Annotated in this window: 18 protein-coding genes; 12 read left to right on the plus strand and 6 right to left on the minus strand. The window is 59.7% G+C overall.

Translation table 11 applies throughout. From position 1 onward, the window contains the following. Positions 1–84 precede the first annotated feature (84 nt). Complete coding sequence (locus MWU49_RS13970) at positions 85–1569, plus strand: carotenoid oxygenase family protein (RefSeq protein WP_246973527.1); 1485 nt, start codon at positions 85–87, stop codon at positions 1567–1569. Positions 1570–1843: 274 nt separating this feature from the next. Beyond that, positions 1844–5113, plus strand: coding sequence for a carboxyl transferase domain-containing protein (locus MWU49_RS13975; RefSeq protein WP_246973528.1), 3270 nt, complete (start codon positions 1844–1846; stop codon positions 5111–5113). 217 nt (positions 5114–5330) lie between these two features. On the opposite strand, the gene MWU49_RS13980 is transcribed toward MWU49_RS13975, so the two are convergent. Beyond that, positions 5331–6230, minus strand: a complete 900-nt coding sequence (locus MWU49_RS13980) for a LysR family transcriptional regulator (protein WP_246973529.1) — start codon at positions 6228–6230, stop codon at positions 5331–5333. A 233-nt stretch (positions 6231–6463) separates the two neighbouring features. Here MWU49_RS13980 and MWU49_RS13985 point away from each other — a divergent pair, with 233 nt between their 5' ends. The 9 genes from MWU49_RS13985 to MWU49_RS14025 all read left to right on the plus strand — a co-directional run bounded on the left by MWU49_RS13985 (position 6464) and on the right by MWU49_RS14025 (position 14622). After that, on the plus strand, positions 6464–6922 hold the full coding sequence (locus tag MWU49_RS13985; RefSeq protein WP_246973531.1) for a cyclophilin-like fold protein: 459 nt from the start codon (positions 6464–6466) through the stop codon (positions 6920–6922). 41 nt (positions 6923–6963) lie between these two features. After that, a complete protein-coding gene (locus MWU49_RS13990) occupies positions 6964–7443 on the plus strand; it encodes a cupin domain-containing protein (RefSeq protein ID WP_246973532.1) in 480 nt (159 codons plus the stop codon). A 9-nt stretch (positions 7444–7452) separates the two neighbouring features. Beyond that, the gene (locus MWU49_RS13995; protein ID WP_246973534.1) at positions 7453–8187 is read left to right on the plus strand and encodes a carboxymuconolactone decarboxylase family protein; all 735 of its coding nucleotides are present in this window, start codon (positions 7453–7455) and stop codon (positions 8185–8187) included. A 33-nt stretch (positions 8188–8220) separates the two neighbouring features. Further along, positions 8221–9315 carry an alpha/beta hydrolase gene (locus MWU49_RS14000; RefSeq protein ID WP_246973536.1) on the plus strand — a complete coding sequence of 365 codons (1095 nt, stop codon included), beginning with the start codon at positions 8221–8223 and terminating at the stop codon, positions 9313–9315. A 78-nt stretch (positions 9316–9393) separates the two neighbouring features. After that, the gene (locus tag MWU49_RS14005) at positions 9394–10137 is read left to right on the plus strand and encodes an SDR family oxidoreductase (RefSeq protein ID WP_246973538.1); all 744 of its coding nucleotides are present in this window, start codon (positions 9394–9396) and stop codon (positions 10135–10137) included. Positions 10138–10360: 223 nt separating this feature from the next. Then, entirely contained in the window at positions 10361–10762 is a 402-nt protein-coding gene (locus tag MWU49_RS14010) for a cupin domain-containing protein (protein ID WP_246973540.1), read from the plus strand. A gap of 266 nt (positions 10763–11028) precedes the next feature. Then, positions 11029–12363, plus strand: coding sequence for a Na+/H+ antiporter NhaC family protein (locus MWU49_RS14015; RefSeq protein ID WP_246973542.1), 1335 nt, complete (start codon positions 11029–11031; stop codon positions 12361–12363). 102 nt (positions 12364–12465) lie between these two features. Beyond that, positions 12466–13854, plus strand: a complete 1389-nt coding sequence (locus tag MWU49_RS14020; RefSeq protein WP_246973544.1) for a phospholipase D family protein — start codon at positions 12466–12468, stop codon at positions 13852–13854. Between the two features lie 327 nt (positions 13855–14181). After that, on the plus strand, positions 14182–14622 hold the full coding sequence (locus MWU49_RS14025) for a thioesterase family protein (RefSeq protein WP_246973547.1): 441 nt from the start codon (positions 14182–14184) through the stop codon (positions 14620–14622). A 158-nt stretch (positions 14623–14780) separates the two neighbouring features. Here the strand turns inward: MWU49_RS14025 and MWU49_RS14030 are convergent, their stop codons facing one another. From MWU49_RS14030 to MWU49_RS14050, 5 genes are all read right to left on the minus strand, one after another. Further along, on the minus strand, positions 14781–15761 hold the full coding sequence (locus MWU49_RS14030) for an NADPH:quinone oxidoreductase family protein (RefSeq protein ID WP_246973550.1): 981 nt from the start codon (positions 15759–15761) through the stop codon (positions 14781–14783). Between the two features lie 305 nt (positions 15762–16066). Then, positions 16067–16912 carry a MerR family transcriptional regulator gene (locus tag MWU49_RS14035; protein WP_246973553.1) on the minus strand — a complete coding sequence of 282 codons (846 nt, stop codon included), beginning with the start codon at positions 16910–16912 and terminating at the stop codon, positions 16067–16069. A gap of 423 nt (positions 16913–17335) precedes the next feature. Then, positions 17336–18316 (minus strand): alpha/beta fold hydrolase, encoded by a 981-nt coding sequence (locus MWU49_RS14040; RefSeq protein WP_246973555.1) that lies wholly within the window; start codon positions 18314–18316, stop codon positions 17336–17338. Between the two features lie 19 nt (positions 18317–18335). Then, complete coding sequence (locus MWU49_RS14045) at positions 18336–19013, minus strand: M24 family metallopeptidase (RefSeq protein ID WP_246973557.1); 678 nt, start codon at positions 19011–19013, stop codon at positions 18336–18338. Positions 19014–19342: 329 nt separating this feature from the next. Further along, positions 19343–20185: a metal-dependent hydrolase gene (locus MWU49_RS14050; RefSeq protein ID WP_246973559.1), complete on the minus strand. Its 843-nt coding sequence runs from the start codon at positions 20183–20185 to the stop codon at positions 19343–19345. 88 nt (positions 20186–20273) lie between these two features. On the opposite strand from MWU49_RS14050, the gene MWU49_RS14055 reads away from it, so the two are divergent. Then, on the plus strand, positions 20274–21257 hold the full coding sequence (locus MWU49_RS14055; protein WP_246973561.1) for a hypothetical protein: 984 nt from the start codon (positions 20274–20276) through the stop codon (positions 21255–21257). Positions 21258–21395 lie beyond the last annotated feature (138 nt).

Consider the following 21395-nt stretch of genomic DNA (forward strand, 5'->3'; position numbering starts at 1 on the left):
CCGCCAGCTGTTTACTTATATTGCACCGCCGTACATGAAGGCATAGAAAGAAAGCACGGATAACAACAATACAGGGGTGACCCCATGACCGCCGATGTTCGCTCTTTACGTGCTTCCCGGGACCAGACCGTCAGTCACCATGGTGGCTTCGAGGCTCTGGAGGATGAGCTTGAGTACACAGTGCCTTTGCGGGCCATTAAAGGGAGTATCCCCGAGGCGGTGAGTGGCACCTTCTTCCGCATCGGCCCGGGCCGAAACAAGATTGGTGGCAAGGAGTTCGGCCACTGGTTTGATGGTGACGGCATGCTTCACTCGGTGTCGTTCAACGATGATGGCGTGGCCTACCGTAACCGCTACGTGCGCACCCCAAAGTATCTGGCTGAGACCAGGGCCGACAAGATCGTGATGCGCAGCTTCGGCCACAATGCCCCGGGCGGCATCCGCAAGAACATCGGCCGGCTGCCGGCCAACTGTGCCAATACCAATCTGGTCTATCACGCCGGCAAGTTGCTGGCGTTGTGGGAAGGTGGCCGGCCCTGGCGGCTGGATCCGGCGACTCTCGAGACTCTTGGTGAATATGATTACGAGGGCAAGCTGGGCCGCTTCAATGCGTTCAGCGCCCACGGCAAGGTGAACCCGCGCACCGGGGTCTACTACAACTTCGGCATTCGTCCTTCGTTCAGTCCCAGAGGAGCGCTGACCGGAAAAGGGGCGATTGATCTCTACCGGATAGCGCCCAGTGGCGAGCTGGTAGAGAAGGGCGCTTTCGAGGTGGATTTCCTCAGCTTCTGCCACGATTTTGCGCTCACCGAGCACTACATGATCTTTTTCCAGTCCCCTATCGCCATGAAGTCACCGGTGCCGTGGCTGGCGGGGCTGATTCCGTTTGATCAGGCCATTGCCTGGCGGCCGGAACTGGGCATGAAAATCTATGTGGTGCGTACGGTGGATTTCAAAGTGGAGAAAGTCTTTACCGTGGACGATCCCTTTGTGGCGATTCACTTTTCCAACGCCTGGGAAACCGGTGACGGCAAGATCGAAATCGACCTGACCCGGTTTGAAGACTTCTCCGTGAATGAGCTGCTGCGCGATGTGTTCCACAGCAAGGGGGATACCTTCTCCGGGACTTTCTGGCGTTATACGCTGGATATGCACGGCGGTGAAATGGAGGCCAGGCAATACGGGCAAGCCCTGTGCGGGGAATTTCCCCAGTGGGATCACCGCTGTACCACCCAGCCAACGTCACGCATGTATGCCGCCTGCATGATGTCCGGCGAGTCCACGTTCTTTGATGGCATAGAGCGCATTGATCTGCACAGCGGTGACGTGATCAGCCACGATCTGGGGCCGGGACGGTACACCTCCGAAGCCATGCATGTGGCGCCACAGGATGGCGATGAGAATCAGGAAGGCTGGCTGGTGAGCATGGTCTATGACGCGCGCACGCACCTGAGCGAAGTGGTGATCTTCGACGCCCGCACGTTGGAGGAAGTGGCGGTGGTGCCGCTGCAGAACCATGTGCCGTTCGGGTTCCACTGTGGCTATAGCCCGACGTCTTTTGCCGGTTAAGCCAGAAGAATGACTGTAGGAGCTCTCTGTGCTCGTCAGGGTATGCCTGCAAGCGATCCGAGCCCAGGCGAGGTAAAAATAAGCGAGTGACGAGTACCGAGTTTCGAAAAGCAAAACTCCAACCCTGGGCCTGGTCGTCGGTTTTAGATTTTCGAAACTCGTCACTCTTACTCTTCATTAACCCAATGCATAGCTCCCCATGCAGGGCAATCAATGTCATCCCGGCCACCAGCTGGCTACACTGTGGCTTCGTTTCTGAACACTGGAGTCCGCCGTGCCCGTCCCCTTTACTGCCATCCTGATCGCCAACCGTGGCGAGATTGCCATTCGTATTGCCAATGCCTGTGCGGATCTGGGTATTCGTTCTGTGGGGGTGTATGCGCAGGATGATCAGGCGTCGCTGCATACCTGCCAGGTGGATGAGGCGGTGGCGCTGCCAGGGCGGGGTGTGCCGGCCTATCTGGATGGCGGGCAGCTGATTGCCATCGCCAGAGAGCAGGGCTGTGAGGCGATTCATCCCGGTTATGGTTTTCTCGCCGAGAACGCGGACTTTGCCGATCAGTGTGAGGCGGCGGGCCTGACACTGATCGGACCGGGAGCGGAGACCCTGCGGCTGTTTGGCGACAAGGCGGCAGCCCGGGCGCTGGCCGCCCGTTGCAAGGTGCCGCTGGTGCAGGGCACCGATCAGGCGGTGACGCTGGAGCAGGCGCGGGACTTTATGGGCTCGCTGAATGGCAGTGGCGTGATGATCAAGGCCCTCAGTGGTGGCGGCGGTCGGGGTATGCGAGCGGTCACTGACATGGCTGATCTGGAAGCCGCGTATGCTCGCTGTCAGTCGGAAGCGAAGGCGGCTTTTGGTGATGACGCCGTCTATGTGGAGCAATTGGTGACGGCAGCCCGGCATATCGAAGTGCAGGTGCTGGGTGATGGCAGCGGCGCGGTGAGTCATCTGTGGGAGCGGGACTGTACCCTGCAGCGCCGTCACCAGAAGCTGGTGGAATTTGCCCCGGCGCCGGGTCTGGAGCCGGCCCTGCGCGATCGCATCATCCACAGTGCCCTGACCCTGGCTGCAGAGGTGAAGTATCTCGGCATCGGTACCTTCGAGTTTCTGGTGGAGCCGGAGCAGGACCGCTTCTACTTTATGGAAGCCAACCCGCGGGTGCAGGTGGAGCATACCGTCACCGAACAGGTCACCGGGGTGGATCTGGTGCAGAGTCAGATCCGTCTGGCAGCGGGCGCCAATCTGGTGGCGCTGAAACTGGATACGCCGCCCGTCTGTAAGGGCATGGCGGTGCAGCTGCGCCTGAATCTGGAAACCCTCAAGGCGGATGGCAGCACCTCCCCTGCCGCGGGCTCGCTTACCGCCTATGAGCCTGCCAGCGGACCGGGCATTCGCGTGGATGGTTACGGCTACGCCGGTTATGCCGTGAGTCCCGCCTACGATTCGTTGCTGGCCAAGCTGATTGTCTCGGGCGCGGATTACCCCGCCGTGTTGCAACGCGCCCGCCGAGCCTTGAAGCAAACGCGCATTGCAGGCGTGAACAGTAACCTGCCATTACTGCAGGCGTTGCTGGCCAGTGACGATGTGCAGGCCAATGCGGTAACCACCCGCTATGTGGAAACCCATCTCGAGCAGTTGCTGGCGGCCCTGCCGGAAGGCGACCTGACCGATCTGCCTGTGGCGGCGTCTGCATCGGTGGAGAGTGTGGCCACGCCGGCCGGCTGCGAGGCACTGGTCAGCCCTACCACCGGGGTGCTGGTGTCGTTGCTGGTGAACGACGGCGCGACGGTACAGGTGGGCCAGGTGGTGGCGGTACTGGAAGCCATGAAGATGGAATTCGAAGTGCGCGCCACGGTGGCCGGTAGGGTGCATGGCCTGGCCGCCCAGGAAGGCGATGCCCTCAACGAATCGACGCCGCTGTTGTTTGTGGAACCGGGGGAGGTGGCGGGCGATGCCATTGCCACGGAAGAGAGCGTGGATCTGGATCATATCCGCAAGGATCTGGCCGAGGTGCTGGACCGGCACAATGCCATCAGTGACGAAGGTCGTCCGAAGGCGGTGGAGAAGCGCCACAGCAAAGGCAAGCGTACCGCGCGGGAAAACATGGACGACCTGCTGGATGACAACAGCTTCCAGGAATACGGCGCCATGGCACTGGCCGCCCAGCGTCGTCGCCGCAGTGCCAGCGAGCTGCAGGAGATGAGTCCGGCGGATGGCCTGATTGGTGGCACCGGCACGGTGAACGCGGACCAGTTTGGCGAATCCGCCGCGCGGGTCTTGGCCATGAGCTATGACTACACCGTGTTCGCCGGCACCCAGGGAATGATGAACCACAAGAAGACCGACCGGCTGCTGCAATTGGCCGGGCAGTGGAAGATGCCGCTGGTGCTGTTTGCCGAAGGCGGCGGTGGTCGCCCCGGTGATACCGACTTTGTCGGGGTGGGCGGGCTGGACTGCCCCACCTTTGCGGCCATGGCAAAACTGTCCGGCGAGGTGCCGCTGGTGGGTATTGGATCCGGTCGTTGTTTTGCCGGCAATGCCGCCTTGCTGGGTTGCTGCGATGTGATCATTGCCACCAAAGATTCCACCATCGGCATGGCCGGCCCGGCCATGATCGAAGGCGGTGGCCTGGGCCGTTATACCCCGGAGCAGGTGGGCCCGGTGGATGTGCACACCGCCACCGGCGTGGTGGATATCGTGGTGGAAGATGAGGCCGACGCGGTGGCCGTGGCGAAACAGTACCTGTCCTATTTCCAGGGCATGGTGAGTGACTGGCAGGCGGCGGACCAGCGCGAACTGCGCCACCGGATTCCTGAAAAGCGCACCCGCGTCTATGACATCCGCCAGGTGATCGAGACCTTGGCGGATACCGGCTCGGTGCTGGAGCTGCGCCGCGGTTTTGCGCCGGGCATGATCACGGCGCTGATTCGTATCGAAGGCAAACCGTTCGGTTTGATCGCCAATGATCCCACTTACCTGGGCGGTGCCATCGATGCCGTCGGCGGCGACAAGGCCGCGCGTTTCATGCAGCTGTGCGAAGCCTTCGGCCTGCCGATGGTGTCACTGTGCGATACCCCCGGATTCATGGTCGGCCCGGAAGCGGAAAAGCAGGGTACGGTACGTCATGTGTCACGCATGTTTGTTGTCGCGGCAAGTCTTACCATTCCGTTCCTCACCATCGTGCTGCGCAAGGGTTATGGACTGGGTGCCCAGGCCATGGCGGCAGGCAGTTTCCACTCGCCGCTGTTCATTGCCTCATGGCCCAGTGGTGAGTTTGGTGCCATGGGACTGGAAGGCGCCGTGCGGCTTGGCTTCGCCAAGGAGCTGGCGGCCCAACCGACCCCGGAGCGGCAGGAGCGGCTGTTCAACAAGCTGGTGTCCAAGGCGTATCAACAGGGCAAGGCCCTGAACATGGCCAGCTTCCTGGAAATCGATGCAGTGATCGATCCGCTGGAAAGCCGGCAGTGGATTCTGCGCGGGTTGAATGCGTCGGGGTTCAAGCCCGGCACGCACGGCGGGCGACCGTTTGTGGATACGTTCTAGAATCAGAAGCGAGTGACGAGTTTCGAGTTGCGAAAACCTGATCGGAGTGCTTTGAAGGTTTTGCCTTTCGAAACTCGCTTCTCGCGACTCGAAACTTTCATTCGCCAGCAGGCTGGTTATTCGCTGCGCTCACCCCTTCGGGGCCGCACTGCGTGCGTTACTCCGCTGCGCTACGTTCCTACGATGGGCGTTGGGTCGTTGGGGGGGGGTGGGAGCGTTAATCCCTTGCCGGGTCGTAGCGTAACCGGTCGATGACCAGGCGGAACGCGGAGCTGATATTGCGGCGGCCGGAGTAGCACAGGGCGTAGCCTTCGAAGGGCGGGCACCAGTCGGCGAGTACCCGGCGCAGGGTGCCGCGGTCGATGTCGTCTATCACTTCCGGTTCGGTGACGAAGGCAATGCCATGGCCGGCCCGGGCCGCTTCCACGGCGATATCGCTTTCGCTGAAAATAAAGGGCCCGTTCACTTTCTTGACGATCTCTTCGCCGTCCTTTTCGAACTCCCAGTCATAGGCGGGTGTATGCGACTGAAAGCGCAGCGCCAGACAGGCATGATCATCCAGATCGTCAGGATGTTCAGGGACGCCGTGGGTTTTGAAGTACTCCGGTGATGCCACTGCCGCCAGACGAATGGGCGGGCCGATACTGACGGCGATCATGTCGGGGCCGGCAAACTCCTTGAGCCGCACGCCGGCATCAAATCCTTCTTCTGCCAGATCAGTAATACGGCTTTCCAGATTCAGCTCGATCTGGATCTCCGGGTAGTCGCGGATCAGTTCCGACAGCCGCGGCCACAGCACGGTACGCAGGGCGGGTTTGCTGGTGGACAGCCGCACCAGTCCCCGTGGCACATCGCCCAGCAAGCGCAGTTCCTCGATACGTGACTGGATCATGCCCAGGCCGGGGCGCAGGGCAGCCAGCAGTTTCTCCCCGGCATCGGTGGTAGAGACCCGCCGTGAGGTGCGGTTGAGCAGCTTGATGCCCACGTTGGCCTCCAGCCGGCGCACCGCATGGCTGACCGCCGACTGGGACAGGTCCAGTTGCGCCGCCGCACGGGTAAAGCTCTTGTGTTCGGCCACGGCCATGAACAGGGTCATGTCATTCAGTTCTTCGCGCATCGGCGCCTCCATCCTTATCCGCCTGACGGCCCACCCATGGCTTTATCAATCAAAAAAATCGGGTGATATCGGCTTTTTTCTATCTTACATCAACTTTGACGTCCGTATTGATGCACAGGATTCATGATTGCGATGAGCGAACGGCGGTTGTTGGGGGCCGGCCCGAGGCCTATCTTGGATACACGGCAAACGCCATCGGCAACAGGGTCGGTGGCCTGCCCGGGAGGAAAGCGATGCGTGCTCAGTGGTTCAACCGGATGTGTTTCATCGGCTTGCTGCTGGTCGCCGTGCAAGGCCTTGCCGAAGCACCTCAACAGCAGAAGGGACAGCCCATGCACTTTCTCAGCATCACATTCGATACCGGTGTGCTGACCGCGGAACTGGATGACAGCGCGGCCAGCCGCGACTTTCTGGCCCTGCTGCCGCTGACCCTGGAGCTGGATGATCATGCGGCCACGGAAAAAGTGGCGGACCTGCCGGCCAGGCTATCCACCGCAGAGGCGCCGGCCGGTTTCGATCCTTCCGTGGGCGATATCACCTACTACGCCCCCTGGGGCAACCTGGCGATCTTCTACAAGGACTTCGGCTATGCCCGTGGACTGGTGCCCCTCGGTCGTATCACCGGCGGGCTGGAGCTGTTGAATTTCCACGGCAAGAAGACCGTCACCATTGAACAGGTGTCCAGCCGCTGAGGCGGCCTGGCGCAAGTACTCGGCACCATAAGGAGCATGTGATGAAAGCAGCAGGTCTGAAAACAGGAATGATCACCGTCATGTTGATGGCGGCGGGGGCGGTATCGGCCGAGCCGGCGCAACAACAGATTCGACACGCCGGTTCCCAGGCGTCCGTTGCCGGGCCGGAAAAACTGTTCAGTGGTGCGGCCCGTATCGACCCGCTGTTTCCCGGTACCGACCAGATCAATGCCTCCGGTGCCTATGTGACCTTCGAGCCTGGTGCCCGCTCCGCCTGGCATACCCATCCCAAAGGTCAGCACATCATCGTCACCCACGGTGTCGGGCTGACTCAGGAGTGGGGAAAACCCATTGAGCAGATCAAACCGGGTGATGTGGTGTGGTGCCCGCCGGGCGTCAAACATTGGCACGGTGCGGCCCCCAACACCGCCATGACCCATCTGGTGGTCACCGGCCAGGATGAGGAAGGCAACAACGTGACCTGGATGGAAAAGGTCAGTGACGAGCAGTACAGCCAATAGGGTGATGCCATGAACAGCAAAACGCTTTCCACCTTGCTAATGATGGTGGGACTGCTTCTGGCCCCACTGTGGGGACACGCCGAGACCACGGAGACATTGAACATGGACGAGCAGCAAACACTGGATCAACGACAGCAGGCCCTTGTCCCGGTGGCAGCCTTTGCCGCCGCCGGTGATCTGGATGCCTTGAAAGGCGCCCTCAATCAGGCGCTGGATGCCGGCATGACCGTGAACGATGGCAAGGAAGTGCTGGTGCAGCTGTATGCCTACGCCGGCTTCCCGCGCAGCCTCAATGCCTTGGGTTCCTTCATGGGGGTGCTGGCGGAACGGCGTGAACAGGGTATTGAAGATGCCGAGGGAGACACCCCGCAGGCGCCGATCCCCACAGGCGATGCCCTGCTGAAACAGGGCACGGCCAACCAGACCAAACTGGCCGGTGGGCCGGTGAAAGGGCCGCTGTTCGAGTTTGCGCCGGCGGCGGATGAATACCTGAAAACCCATTTGTTCGGCGACATCTTTGCCCGCGACAACCTCAGCTGGCAGGACCGGGAAATCGCCACCATTGCCATGCTGTCTGCCATTCCCGGCGCCGAGCCGCAGCTGCAGGCGCATATGGGCATCGGCATGAATGCGGGGCTGACCCCGAGCCAGTTACAGCAACTGGTGGAGGCGCTGAAACAGCAGGTGGGTAGCGAACAGGGTGAGCGTGCGGCCACTGCGCTGTCCGCCATCCTCAATGATTGAACAGAACAGATTGGACAAGACCGGAGAGACACTGTGAACGAACAACGCGAGATGCAAGACAATGACGTGCCGGATGCCGGCCGCCGTAACCTTCTGAAAATGACTGGAGCAGGAATCGCCGCCATGAGCATCGGAGCCATCAGTGCCAACGCCTCTGCCGACACTTCTTTGTCGCTGAGCAAGGAGTGGGACAAGACGTTTCCGAAAAGCGACAAGGTAGATCACCGCAAGATCACCTTCACCAATCGTTACGGCATCACCCTGGCCGGCGATCTCTATCTGCCGAAAGGCATCAGTGGCAAGCAGGCGGCACTGGCCGTCAGCGGTCCGTTCGGGGCAGTGAAGGAACAGGCGTCCGGCCTGTATGCCCAGACCCTGGCCGAGCGCGGCTTTATTACCCTGGCATTTGATCCGTCCTTTACGGGTGAAAGTGGTGGCGAGCCACGCCATGTGGCGTCCCCGGATATCAATACCGAAGACTTCAGCGCGGCGGTGGATGCGCTGGGTCTGCTGGACAATGTGGATCGCAACCGCATCGGCATCCTCGGCGTGTGCGGCTGGGGTGGCATGGCGCTGAATGCAGCCGCGGTGGACAAGCGCATCAAGGCGGTAGCCACCAGCACCATGTACGACATGAGCCGGGTGATGGCCAAGGGCTATAACGACAGCATGAGTAAGGAAGACCGCGCCGCCGCGCTGGAGCAGCTGAGCCAGCAGCGTTGGGTGGATGCGGAAAACGGCAAGCCGGCCGTCGGTCCGGTATCGCTGGAACTGCAGGGCGGTGAGCCGCAGTTTGTGGTGGAGTATGCCGGTTACTACAAATCCAAAGAGCGCGGCTTCCATCCGCGCGCGATCAACTCCAATGCGTCATTCACGGTGACCAATCCGCTGTCGTTCATGAACATGCCGTTGCTGACGTATATCGATGAAATTTCGCCACGGCCGACGCTGCTGATTCACGGTGAAAAAGCACACTCCCGCTACTTCAGTGAAACGGCCTATGAGGCGGCAGCCGAGCCGAAGGAGCTGGTGATTGTTGAAGGCGCCAATCATGTGGACCTGTATGACCAGCTGGACAAGATTCCCTTCGACAAGCTGACAGATTTTTTCAAAAAGAATCTGGCCTGAAAGCTGTCATCAAGCAGTCAATTTTTTAAATTTTAGAAAAGAAACACCCAAGGGCGTTTCTGTTAACAGGAGACAATCATGATCAAAGATAATGTTGTCATCATCACTGGCGCGTCCGCCGGTATCGGTGAAGCCACCGCCAAGCTGCTGGCCAGCAAGGGTGCCAAGGTGGTACTGGGTGCCCGTCGTGAAGACCACCTGAAACGGATCACCGATGACATTACCGCAGCCGGTGGTCAGGCGGTGTATCAGGTGCTGGACGTCACCGTGCAGGACGATAACGATCGCATCGTGCAGCTGGCCAAGGACACCTTCGGTGGCGTGGATTCCATTTTTCTCAACGCGGGCCTGATGCCCAGCTCGCCGCTGTCTGCCATGAAGACGGATGAATGGCATCGTATGGTGGATGTGAATATCAAGGGTGTGCTCAACGGTGTGGCGGCGGTGTTGCCCACCTTTGTGGAACAGAAATCCGGCCACGTGCTGGCGGTGTCCTCGGTGGCGGGTTTGAAGGCCTACCCCGGTGGCGCGGTGTATGGCGGCACCAAGTGGTTTGTCCGTGACTTCATGGAAGTACTGCGCATGGAATCCGCACTGGAAGGCACCAACATTCGTACCGCCACCCTGTACCCGGCCGCCATCAATACTGAACTGCTTACCACCATGACAGACAAGGCATCCCGTGAGCAGATGGAAGGCCTGTATGACACCTATGGCATTGCGCCGGAGCGCATCGCTGACGTGGTGGCCTTCGCCATGGATCTGCCCGACGATACTACGGTGAATGAATTCACCGTAGGTCCGGCCAATCAGCCCTGGTAAGTCGGCAGTTTAATGGTTTGTAGGAGCTTGCCTGCAAGCGAAAACAGTTACGAGTTGCGAGAAGCGAGTTTCGAAAGGCAAAACCTTCAAAGCACTCCGATCAGGTTTTCGCTACTCGAAACTCGCTTCTCAGTGACTCGCGTTCAGGCATGCCCTGACGAGCACGGGCGCATCCACCGTGTCGTCATCTACCCGTTGATTTTTTCAAACAAGGAGCGTCGCCATGATTCATCAAAAGAACGGTTCACTACCTTCCGTACAAGGGCCCGCGGACTGGTTCACCGGGCGCGTGCGTATCGATCCGATTCATATGCAGGCGCAGGAGCCGTCACGATTGACGGCGGCGCTGGTCACGTTTGAGCCGGGATCGCGCACTAACTGGCATACCCATCCGCTTGGTCAGCTGTTGATCGTGACGGCGGGAAAAGGCTGGACCCAGTGTGAGCACGGCGAGCGCGTGGAAGTGAATGCCGGTGACAGTATCTGGTGCCCGCCGGGACACAAGCACTGGCATGGCGCTACCAGTGACACCGCCATGAGCCATATCGCCGTGACAGAGATGTTCAATGGCAGCAACGTGGACTGGCTGGAGCCGGTCACCGACGCGCAGTATCTGGGCGAATGAGGTGGATAGTTACGAGAAGCGAGTTTCGAGTAGCGAAAACCTGATCGGAGTGCTTTGAAGGTTTTGCCTTTCGAAACTCGCTTCTCGCAACTCGTAACTTTTTCCTGATCGCCTGCAGGCTGGTTATTCGCTGCGCTCACCCCTTCGGGGCCGCACTGCGTGCGTTACTCCGCTGCGCTACGTTCCAACGGTGCGTTGGGGCCCTGCTATCGCCATGGTGAGGAAATCCCTACACTGGGCTGATCACTGATTGATCAGGACCCAGCATGACTCCATCCGCTCCGACGCCCCGTGCCTGGCCGCTACTTCCCTTGCTGTTTTTTCTCGCCGTGTTCCTCGGCAGTGGCCTGTACTACACCTCCACGGGTACCGAGTTCGCCTTTTACCAGATCAAGGCGCCGGTGGTGGCCATGGCGGCGATTGTGCTGGCCATGATTCTGGCGCGGCTGGCCGGGCAGCATCTCAATAGCAGCGTGGAGCGGCTGCTTGCCGGTATTGGCCATTCCAACATCATCCTCATGTGTCTGGTGTTCCTGCTCGCGGGCGCTTTCGCCAGTGTCAGCGACAGTATTGGCAGTGTGGAGGCCACGGTGCAGCTGGGGCTGCGCATTATTCCCGCCGAATGGGTGCTGCCGGCACTGTTCCTGATTTCAGCGTTTATCGCCACGGCCATGGGCACCTCCATGGGTACCATCGCGGCGACCGCACCGATTGCGGTGGGCTTTGCAGCCGCCACCGGTCTGTCCCTGCCCATGGCGCTGGGTGCAGTGGTGGGCGGGGCCATGTTCGGTGACAACCTGTCGATGATTCCCGACACCACCATCGCCGCCACCCGCAGTCAGGGGGTATCCCTGAAAGACAAGTTCCGGGTGAATATCTGGATTGCCCTGCCGGCAGCGTTGCTGACCCTGGTGGTACTGGTGATGGCCGGTGGCAGTGAACATGCGGTGGAGCACAAGCCGTTCGAGTTTGTTCGCGTGGTCCCTTACCTGCTGGTGTTCGGGCTGGCCCTGAGTGGCCTGAATGTATTGGCGGTGTTGATCATCGGCATTCTTGTGGCCGGTATTACCGGCATGGTGGTTCAACCGGAGTATGGGCTGGCGGAAATCAACGGGGCGGTCTGGAAAGGTTATGAAGGCATGTTTGAAATCATGCTGCTGTCCATGCTGATCGGTGGCTTGTCGCAACTGATGACGGATCAGGGCGGCACAGCCTGGGTAATCGAACGCATCCATGGCCTGACACGGCTGCTGAAGTTGCCACTGCAGAAAGCCGGCGAAGTGGGTATTGCCCTGCTGGTGGTGTTTGCCAATGTGTTTGTGGCCAACAACACGGTGGCCATTGTGCTCACCGGCGAGATGGCCCGTGACATTGCCGATGATCATGGTGTCGACTTGCGCCGCTCAGCCAGTGTGCTGGATATCTTTTCCTGTGTGGTACAGGGGCTGATTCCTTATGGTGCCCAGGTGCTGCTGGCCTGCTCCATTGCCTCAATTTCGCCGCTGGCATTGATTGGCAGCATTCACTACTGCTGGTTACTGGCCCTGGCGGGTATCGTTGCCATTCTTTTCAATCGGCCCAGGTTACGGGCGCCTGCCTGATGCCATTCGCACAGCTTGAGCCGGGCCGCGGTTTGCTGCATGGTGAGGCGTTGAAGTGTGCAAAGGTGAACGGTTAGTGATGCCTGAAATTCTGGAGGGGTTGTGGAATCCCTGACTGCCCCCCTTTCTTCCCTGTCCCTGGTTGCGGACAGTGATCAGGCCTTTACCTTGCGTGTCACTCTGGCGCGCCTCGCCACCCGTACCCTGGATGTGCAGTATTACATCTGGGATGACGACACCACTGGCAAATTGCTGATCTACCGGGTGCTGGAAGCGGCGCGGCGAGGAGTGAAGGTGCGCATGCTGCTGGACCATGCCAACCAGCTCGGCCGCGATGTGAAATGGGCGGCGCTGGATGCCCACCCCAATATCGAAGTGCGCTTGTTCAATCCCTTCCATGGCCGCTTCAAGCATTTTCACCAGTGGTTGTACCATGCACCGCTGCTCAATCATCGCATGCACAACAAGGCCTGGATTGCCGATGGCGAACGTTGCCTGGTGGGTGGCCGCAATATTTCCGACCACTACTTCGGGGTAAACCCGGCCAGCAACTTCCGCGATCTGGACTGGTTTGCCAGCGGGCCCATCGTGGCGGATACACGGGATGCCTTTGAAAACTACTGGCACAGTGACCTGGCGATGCCGCTGAAAACCCTGCGCCGTTATCGTCCCCGACGAGCTGAACAAATCTGGCAGTGGTTGTCGCGGTGGCGAAGCTCGCTGAAAAACTACCCCTACCTGTTTCCCCGGCACGAAGCATTCTTTCGCGATTATCTGGCAAAACAGGAAGCCCTGTGTGAAAAAGCGCCGGCGGTACTGTTGTTCGATAGCCCGGAAAAAGCCTCCGGCGCGAAACAGTCGATGATGGGGGAGCAGCTGGCTCGTCTGCTGGATCGCGAGGATCACCATGAGCTGCTGCTGGAGGCGAGCTACTTTATTCCCGGTGATGATTTTGTCTCCGCACTGGCACGTCTCAAACAGCGGGGAGGCCGTGCCGCGGTGCTCACTAACAGCCTGGCGACCAATGACATTATTCCTGCCCACGCCGGTTATGCCCCCTACCGGCAAGCCCTGATTGAGAGCGGAGTGGAATTGCATGAGCTTCAGCCTCATGCCCATGCCATGAGACGGCAGATCCGCTTGTTTCGCGGCCGCTCACTGGCCAGTCTGCATACCAAGGCCATGGTACTGGACCGACGGGAAATTTTTATTGGTTCGTTTAATATGGATCCTCGCTCCCTGCATCTGAATACGGAGATGGGGTACTACGTGGTGTCGGAGACGCTCGGCAAACAGGTGGCAGAATTTATTGAAGAAGGACTATCGCCAATCAATAGTTATCGACTGGAAATGGATGGCAATCGATTACGTTGGGGCGGTGTGGATGAAGCGGGAACACCGGTGCTGTTAAGTCACGAACCTCGTGCCAGTCTTGCCCGAAGGGTGTTGGCGGCGATTCTGTCACGACTGCCTATCGCGCGATTTTTTTAAGAGGATTCGCTACAAGCTACAAGCTACAAGCTACAAGCTACAAGCTACAAGCTACAAGCTACAAGCTACGCTTGGTTGGATTAGGGAAGGACGGAAAGTTCCCGAGATTCTACGAAGCCGCTGTAGGAACCGGAGTGCAACGGAGGTAACAGCCGAAGGCTGGCCCGAAGGGTGAGCGCAGCGAATAACTTGCCTGCTCGCGATCCGAGCCTAAGCGAGGTAAGAATCCCAGAGGCGTTTTCATTCTTTTTTAGAAGATCACCAGTTATTCGTTTCGCTCAACGGTATCGCCCGAAGGCCGATCAGGTAATTGAACCAGAGGATATGATGAGTAACCCATTCTGTTTTCGTTTCCGCGTTCGCTACAACGAGTGCGATGCCCAGAAAGTGGTTTTCAATGCCCGCTATGGTGATTACGTGGATATTGCCATGACAGAATTTTTTCGTGCATTGGGCTGTGACTACAGCAGTATTCTGGCGCAGGGACTGGATAACCAGGTGGTGAAGCTGAGCACGGAATGGCAATCGTCTGCGCGTTTTGATGATGTGCTTGAGGTATTCGTATCAGCCGAGCATATCGGCAATACCTCCTTCGCCCTGAAGGCAGATATTCGCCATGCGGATGAAGCGAGAGCGATCGCAACCTCGCAAGCTGTCTACGTGATGATGACCACGGAACCGTTCGAAAAAACCCCGGTACCGGACTGGCTTCGCGAGAAGCTGCAGGCCGGCGCCCCGGGGCAGATTATTGATCAGAGTGGGCGATAGAAACCGCTGCAAGGCACAAGCTACAAGGTGCGGTCAGGTTTTTTGCGTTTTTAAATTCCGCACCCGCGTCCAGCCATTAAGCGCGGGTGAAGCATAAAAGCAACAACCCATCATCCGTCGCGCTGTAGCTTGAGGCTTGCAGCTTGCGATTTTCAAACTCAGTCGGCGGTTACTTCCAGCACCACCTTGCCCTTGGCCGTCCGAGAGGTCAGCGCCGCCAGGGCCTGCTCATATTCCTCGAACTTGAACACCTGGCTGATGCGCGGCTTGATCTTGCCCTGGCCGAACAGCTGTAACAGTTCCATGATGTTCTGGATGTTGGCCTGCGGTTCCTGCTGGGTGAAGGCGCCCCAGAATACGCCGACGATGGAGCAACCTTTGAGCAGCGCCAGGTTGGCGGGGATTTTCGGGATGTCGCCGGCAGCGAAACCGACGATCAGCAGTCGGCCGTTCCAGGCCATGTTACGTAGCGCCGCTTCGGTAAACTTGTCTCCCACTGGATCGTAGATCACGTCCACGCCTTTCGGGTAACGCTGCTTGAGGGCGTCCTTGAGGTCTTCTTCGGCATAGTTGATCAGATCGTCGGCACCGGCTTCTTTGGCCACGGCCAGCTTGTCGGCACTGCTGGCGGCGGCAATCACGGTGGCGCCCATGGCCTTACCCAGTTCCACAGCAGCGAGGCCCACGCCGCCACTGGCGCCCAGCACCAGCAGGGTTTCTCCGGGCTGGATATTGGCGCGCTGCTTGAGGGCGTGGTAGCTGGTGCCGTAGACCATGGAGAAGGCGGCGGCAGTGTGATCGTCCATGCCGTCAGGCACCGGGATCAGATTGCTTTCCGGGGCCAGAATTTCTTCTGCAAAGGCGCCATAGCCGGTCAGGCCCATGACGCGCTGACCAGGTTGGTAGCGGGTCACGCCTTCACCAACGGCGATCACTTCACCGGCCATTTCCCCACCCGGTGAAAACGGCAGCTCCGGTTTGATCTGGTACTTGCCCTCGATGATCAGGGTGTCCGGAAAATTCAGCCCCGCGGCTTTCACCTTGATCTTCACCTGGCCCTTGCCCGGTTCGGGGGAAGCAATGTCTTCAATTACCAGCTTGTCCGCCGGTCCCAGTTCCTTGCACAAAATCGCACGCATGCGTCGCTCTCCCGGAAATCGTTTTTATAGAAAGGGAACGCTAACGCTGATGGAGGGAATAGACAAATGCAGGGGATGGATGGGGGAGGATGAAGGGGAATAATAGCTACGAGCTACGAGCTACGAGCTACGAGCTACGAGCTACGAGCTATGAGGGGCAAGCTACAAGCCTCAAGCTGCAACGCGGATCAGGTCGGCAGGTTTTGAGTGGCCGTGCCCGCGTTCCCTGGTAATGGCGCGGGCACTGAGGCGCAGAACAGGAAAACCGGTCTCGCGCCTTGTAGCTTGTGGCTTGCAGCTGCTTTTCAGCCGTTCTTCTCGATATGCGCCAGTACGTTGGCGAGGCGGTCGACGAGGATCTTGTTGATGCTCTTTTCCAGTACCCGGCCCAGTTCGTCGCTAACCACGGCATCGGCCAGGGGGCGGATGCGAGTGATGAAGTCGGCCAGCTTGGGTACGTCTTCGCCTTCCGGGAGGGCGTCGTCACCGTACTTTTCGTCTACCAGGTGATGGATGATCATGCCGATGAAGCGCTCGGCCAGTTTATCCACTTCCTCGCGGACCAGGGTCACGTGGGTGAGCACCGCATCCAGCGGCACGCCCGCTTCGCTGAGTTCCTTGCCGGCGTTGTAGACGCGCGGGTAGGGGATACGCAGGCGCATGCCTTCGGGGATGATGTAGCCCAGCTTCACCGCCTTGGTCATCACTTCCGGGGTGATGTCTTCACCGAAGTCGTCGAGCAGGTTCTGGTAATCCAGGTAGGAAGGCACCACCGGGTTTTGCCAGGTGGTAACCGCCACTTCCAGACCAAGAATGTCGTTGAGTTCGCGGCCCTGTTCCCAGGCGCTGAGCAGGTCGCGGATATTATTGAGGGTGTAGCCTCGTTCCAGCAGGGCGCCGATGATTTTCAGGCGCGCCAGATGCACGTCGGTATAGATGCCAGTGCGGCCGCGTTTTTCCGGGGACGGCAGAATGCCGCGATCCTGGTAGGCGCGCACGTTACGCACTGTCGAGCCGCCCTCGCGAGCCAGCTCGTCAATGGTGTATTCCTTGTGTTTGCCGGCTTCTGCCGGGGCGTCCTCTGCGTCAGTCTGGGTGTATTTCTTCAGGCTGCGCAGGATGGCTGCGGGGTTACGGTCACTGGTTGTCATGGCTGCGATGATAGCCCGGTTTTTGCACAGGCGCTAGAACGGAGCACGCACCATGCAACACGCATCACGCAACAACGCGGGACAGTCTTGAGTGGGGTGTCTGGGTGTTGGCCGCGCACATGGGGGTGGGTGGAGGGCTGCTCATCAGGGGCTCGCGCTGTAGGAGCTTGCCTGCAAGCGATCCGAGCCTAAGCGAGGTAAGAGTGTCGAGTTACGAGAAGCGAGTTTCGAAAGGCAAAACCTCAACCCCCGCATCTGGCTGCTGTTTTTTGATTTTCGAAACTCGTGACTCGTCACTCGCTTCTGGAATCCTTACCTCGCCAGGGCTCGGATCGCCTGCAGGCAGGCTCCTACAGCCGCGTTGTTGGAAACGCCCTGCGTAGGGCGGAAATCGGCGTGAGCCGATCTCCGCCGGTGTCCCGCCTACGGGTGCTTCGTCGAGGCGTAGCTGCCGGTGCCCGGTTGGCTGCTATCCGTCGCGGACTGCCGGTCGGTATTGACCTCGGCGCGTTTGAGCGATGCGCTGGCGGGGGCGCCTTCGATGTGCTGGATGAATTCGCGTACCCAGCCAGCGGTGGTGTCCGGATGCTGCAGCAGGGGGCCCCAGTGGCCGGTATCCAGCTCCCGTCGCCACAGGCGATCGGTCCACCTGGGCAGATCTTCGAGCATGTTCGGGCGCACGTAGTTGTCTTGCTGCGCCACCAGCAGCTGAACTGGCACCTTGGTAAAGCGCTCACGGGGCATCATCAGGCGCGGCAGCATGTTGGCACGATACAGCTCGATGCCATGCACGCCGTCTTTCAGCTGGCTGGGGCTGGCTTCGGTATGGAGATTCTCGGTGCGCTCGAGCACCCTGGGCCAGGCTTTGGCGAGACCCGCTTTCCACAGGGTCGGGGCCAGCAATGGCAGTTGGAAGGCCATGATGTACCAGGAGTGGGCCAGCTGGTTGAGTACCGCGACCGGGTTCTGTTTCAGATTGCCCTTCATCCACTGGCCTACGTGATCCAGGCAGGGGCCGGACAGGGTAGTGTAAGAGGCAATGCGTTCTTCGGCCCCGGGATCGGTGACTGATTCCCAGGTCTGGATAGAGCCCCAGTCGTGGGCCACAAGATGGACCTTTTCGCCGGGACAGGTGGCGTCCAGCACGGCGTGCAGGTCGTTACGCAGTTCGCGCAGCTTGTAGGCGGCGCGCCCTTTGGGGACCGAAGACTGGCCGGCACCGCGCACATCATAGGCCACCACCTTGAAGTCCTGGCTGAGCCGCTCGGCAACCTTTTCCCAGACATGGTTGGCATCGGGATAGCCATGAATCAGTACCACGCTGGGGCTCTTGTCTTCGCTCCAGGTTCGTACTGTCAGCTCCACGCCGTTGCGGGTTACCTTGCTGTCACGCCATTGCACCATGCCGGGCCTCGTTGTTCTTTTACTGTGTAAGGTTTGTGCTGTTGATACCCAGCGCGTCGGCGGGCTCATTGAGCCAGCGAGCGCCGAGGTCATCGACAATCAGGAAGGCGCTGCCTGCCATGCCATGGCCGGCCTCGCTGAGGCTGTATTGCCATTGCCACAGGCCCTGGATCAGCGCGCCTTCACCAATGCGGTTGCCTTCTGGCAGGTTGCCGGTGATCGGTGCCAGACGATAGTGCTGGCGGATGGCCGGGAACTGCTCGGCGACCTGCTGCGGCGTTTCCCCCCGGGCCAGCGCCTCTGGCAATGCCTGACGCCAGGCGTCCACCTGCTGTTGCAGGGGGGCCAGCTGGGTATGCCCTTCGGGACCGCACAGGGCGGCCTTGGCGGCATAGCCATTCAGCACCGCATCGCACTGCAGTATATAGCTCATGCCGGGGCGATAACGGCGCCTTCCGGGTCTGTTCAGGCCAAAGCGACGGCGGGCCGGACGGCCGGAAAAGCGCACCCGCGGCGGCCGGGCGGGATCGAACAGCTGATGGGCACGCAGCCAGTCACGAATCAGCAACTGGCAATCGGTTTCAGTCATGCCGGGCTGCAGAGCGGCGGCGATGATCTGCAAGCATTTCTCGGCGAGGCCTTTTGCCTCAAGGTACGGCGCCAGCGCCTGCTGGTCCGGGGTCCAGAATGCGGTCATATCGCCTCCGGGTTGTTATTTGAGTTGCCTGATCATTACATCGGTCAATGTAACAGTCAATGGCTTCTACGCATCACGCACCACGCAACAACAGGAGGGCATGCCCAGCCAGCCTGCAAGGCCTTAACTTCGCGCTGTTGTTGTGGGTTTGCATCCACGGTTGAGGCACGGCTCCGGGGTTCTCAAGTTGGCACCAAGTGGGGAGTCGTGTTGTTGCGTGGTGCGTGCAGCGTGATGCGGGCCGCGGAGCGGCCAAAAAAAGGGCCGGCACAAAGTGCCGGCCCAGGAATCACCGTAGAAAAGGGAGAGCTAGGTGATGTTAAAAACGCTTAGGCAGCATCCCGCAGGATGTCGCCGAGCAGCTTTTCGAAGTTCTCCAGCTGCTCGCGGTTGTCGTGGTCCCAGGGGTGGAAGCCGGGCTTGAACCAGTCGAGCCAGGGTTTGGTGATGTTCAGGAAGATGCCCTTGCGGCCCCAGGTGTGTTTGGCTACCGCTGCCCAGCCTTTCAGGTCGAACAGACCGCCCTTGATGCGGACGTTGTGCACGTAGAAGGGGATCATCAGGGCAAAGAAGATGCCGGTGGCTGCCACCAGGGTGCTGGTGCGCAGGGCATAGGCGCCCACATTGCTGTCATCGCCGATCACGGTGGTGTAGACGTCAAACGCCACCGCCTTGTGCTCGGTTTCTTCCAGCGCATGCCAGTTCCAGATGGCCTTGTAGCCTTCGTCGGAGCCTTCCATGATTTCCGGCAGGTCCAGCAGGCCGCCGCCGAGGATGGCGGTCAGGTGCTCCAGAGCCACAGTGGCTGCCAGCTGGAAGGCGTCCGGGGTATAGTCCTGTACGGCCTGGAGCAGCTTGCCCACCGCCGCTTCCTGGGCGTGCAGGGGAATGCCGGCGTCAGCGACGAAACCGTTGTACTCGTCGTGCTCGCGGCCATGCATGGCTTCCTGGCCGATAAAGGCGGTAACGGCCTTTTGCAGGTCGGGATCCGTGATCTGATCACGGTATTTGCGTACGCTGTCGATAAAGAAGCGTTCACCCACCGGGAAAAACAGGCTCATGGTATTCAGGAACTGGCTGACGTTGAGGCCGTCCTTGTGCCAGGTGAGGGCCTTGGCCGGGTTCAGGTTGAACTTGAGATTACGACGAATAGGCAAAATGGATACGTTCATAGTTGCGTACCTCCCTAACTGTTACATCATTGAATGATACAATGGCTAATATCTGCATCAAGGACTTTTTCTTTCAGGACTGACACAAATGACGACAACCCCCCGCGACACAGCAAACCGCCTGCTTGATGGTCTGGTGGCGTATCTGCTGGACCGGCTGGCACCAGCGCAGCTGGATGGCTTTATTGAGGCCGAGCTGGACTTCCTGTTGGAGAAGGCGGCGGAGTACCCGCTGAATGCCTGGGTGACCCCACAGCAGATCCATCAGACTGCCCGCAAGTACGCCATCGAGATGGATATCAGTGGCGCCATCCCGGAACTGGTGGGCGACATGGTGGAAGAGTTCTATCAGCAGGCGGTGGACAGTGAACGGCTGATCGCCGATGTGGTGGATGAAGACGTGATCATGGCCCTGCTGGACAAGGTGCTGGAGATCCCCCTGTCCCGTCAGAGCATGGCCTGGCTGGGCCGTAACCCGGTGTTGCTGGCGCTGCTGGCCGGTGGTGCCCAGATGGGTATCAAGACCCTGCTGCATCAGGGCATGCCGGCGGCCCTGCGCGACCAGCTGGCCAAGCGGCTGCCCAGCCGTTGGGTAAACAGTGTCGATACGCGCATGCAGGAATGGCTGCTGCGCCGCACCGAGCAATTGCTCAGTGACCCCTGGCTGTACCGCGACGAGAATCTGGACGAGCTGCGTGAGCTGGTACTGGTGGGCTGGCAGGACTTTGCCCAGCGGCCGGTGGGCGATCTGCGCGAGCTGCTGAGCAGCGAGGATATTCAGGAGCTGTTCGTGATTGGCTTCGAGTACTGGCGCGACCTGCGCCACACCGATGCCTTCAACGGCCTGCTGGAAACCGGTGTGCTGGCCTTCTTCGACAAGTATGGCGACACCGGTCTGGTGGATCTGCTGGAAGAGCTTGGCGTGACCCGCGCCATGATGCTCGACGACGCCCGCCGCTTCGCCCCGCCAATCCTCGAAAAACTGCGCAACGAAGGGCTGCTGGAAGAGTGGCTTCGCAGGCACCTTTCGGGGTTTTTTGAGGCGGAGGGGACGTTGGAACTGCTTAATTAATAATTAATAGTGAATAATTAATAACGGCGCGAACGCGCGTTGTTTGTAATTGAAAAGCAAGAGGCCGCGTCCAGACTATGGGCGCGGCCTCTTGCATTCCAGGGCCTGCATGGGCGCCCCGCGAGTTATTAACTATTA

Origin of the sequence: Alcanivorax sp. S6407 (assembly GCF_023016115.1) — a bacterium.
Lineage (GTDB): Bacteria > Pseudomonadota > Gammaproteobacteria > Pseudomonadales > Alcanivoracaceae > Alcanivorax.

Bases quoted from the DNA above. Each gene is read 5' to 3' on its own strand.
- MWU49_RS13970 (WP_246973527.1), top strand. From the start codon at position 85: ATGACCGCCGATGTTCGCTCTTTACGTGCTTCCCGGGACCAGACCGTC.
- MWU49_RS13980 (WP_246973529.1), bottom strand. From the start codon at position 6,230: ATGCGCGAAGAACTGAATGACATGACCCTGTTCATGGCCGTGGCCGAA.
- MWU49_RS13985 (WP_246973531.1), top strand. From the start codon at position 6,464: ATGCGTGCTCAGTGGTTCAACCGGATGTGTTTCATCGGCTTGCTGCTG.
- MWU49_RS13990 (WP_246973532.1), top strand. From the start codon at position 6,964: ATGAAAGCAGCAGGTCTGAAAACAGGAATGATCACCGTCATGTTGATG.
- MWU49_RS13995 (WP_246973534.1), top strand. From the start codon at position 7,453: ATGAACAGCAAAACGCTTTCCACCTTGCTAATGATGGTGGGACTGCTT.
- MWU49_RS14005 (WP_246973538.1), top strand. From the start codon at position 9,394: ATGATCAAAGATAATGTTGTCATCATCACTGGCGCGTCCGCCGGTATC.
- MWU49_RS14010 (WP_246973540.1), top strand. From the start codon at position 10,361: ATGATTCATCAAAAGAACGGTTCACTACCTTCCGTACAAGGGCCCGCG.
- MWU49_RS14015 (WP_246973542.1), top strand. From the start codon at position 11,029: ATGACTCCATCCGCTCCGACGCCCCGTGCCTGGCCGCTACTTCCCTTG.
- MWU49_RS14025 (WP_246973547.1), top strand. From the start codon at position 14,182: ATGAGTAACCCATTCTGTTTTCGTTTCCGCGTTCGCTACAACGAGTGC.
- MWU49_RS14030 (WP_246973550.1), bottom strand. From the start codon at position 15,761: ATGCGTGCGATTTTGTGCAAGGAACTGGGACCGGCGGACAAGCTGGTA.
- MWU49_RS14035 (WP_246973553.1), bottom strand. From the start codon at position 16,912: ATGACAACCAGTGACCGTAACCCCGCAGCCATCCTGCGCAGCCTGAAG.
- MWU49_RS14040 (WP_246973555.1), bottom strand. From the start codon at position 18,316: ATGGTGCAATGGCGTGACAGCAAGGTAACCCGCAACGGCGTGGAGCTG.
- MWU49_RS14045 (WP_246973557.1), bottom strand. From the start codon at position 19,013: ATGACCGCATTCTGGACCCCGGACCAGCAGGCGCTGGCGCCGTACCTT.
- MWU49_RS14050 (WP_246973559.1), bottom strand. From the start codon at position 20,185: ATGAACGTATCCATTTTGCCTATTCGTCGTAATCTCAAGTTCAACCTG.
- MWU49_RS14055 (WP_246973561.1), top strand. From the start codon at position 20,274: ATGACGACAACCCCCCGCGACACAGCAAACCGCCTGCTTGATGGTCTG.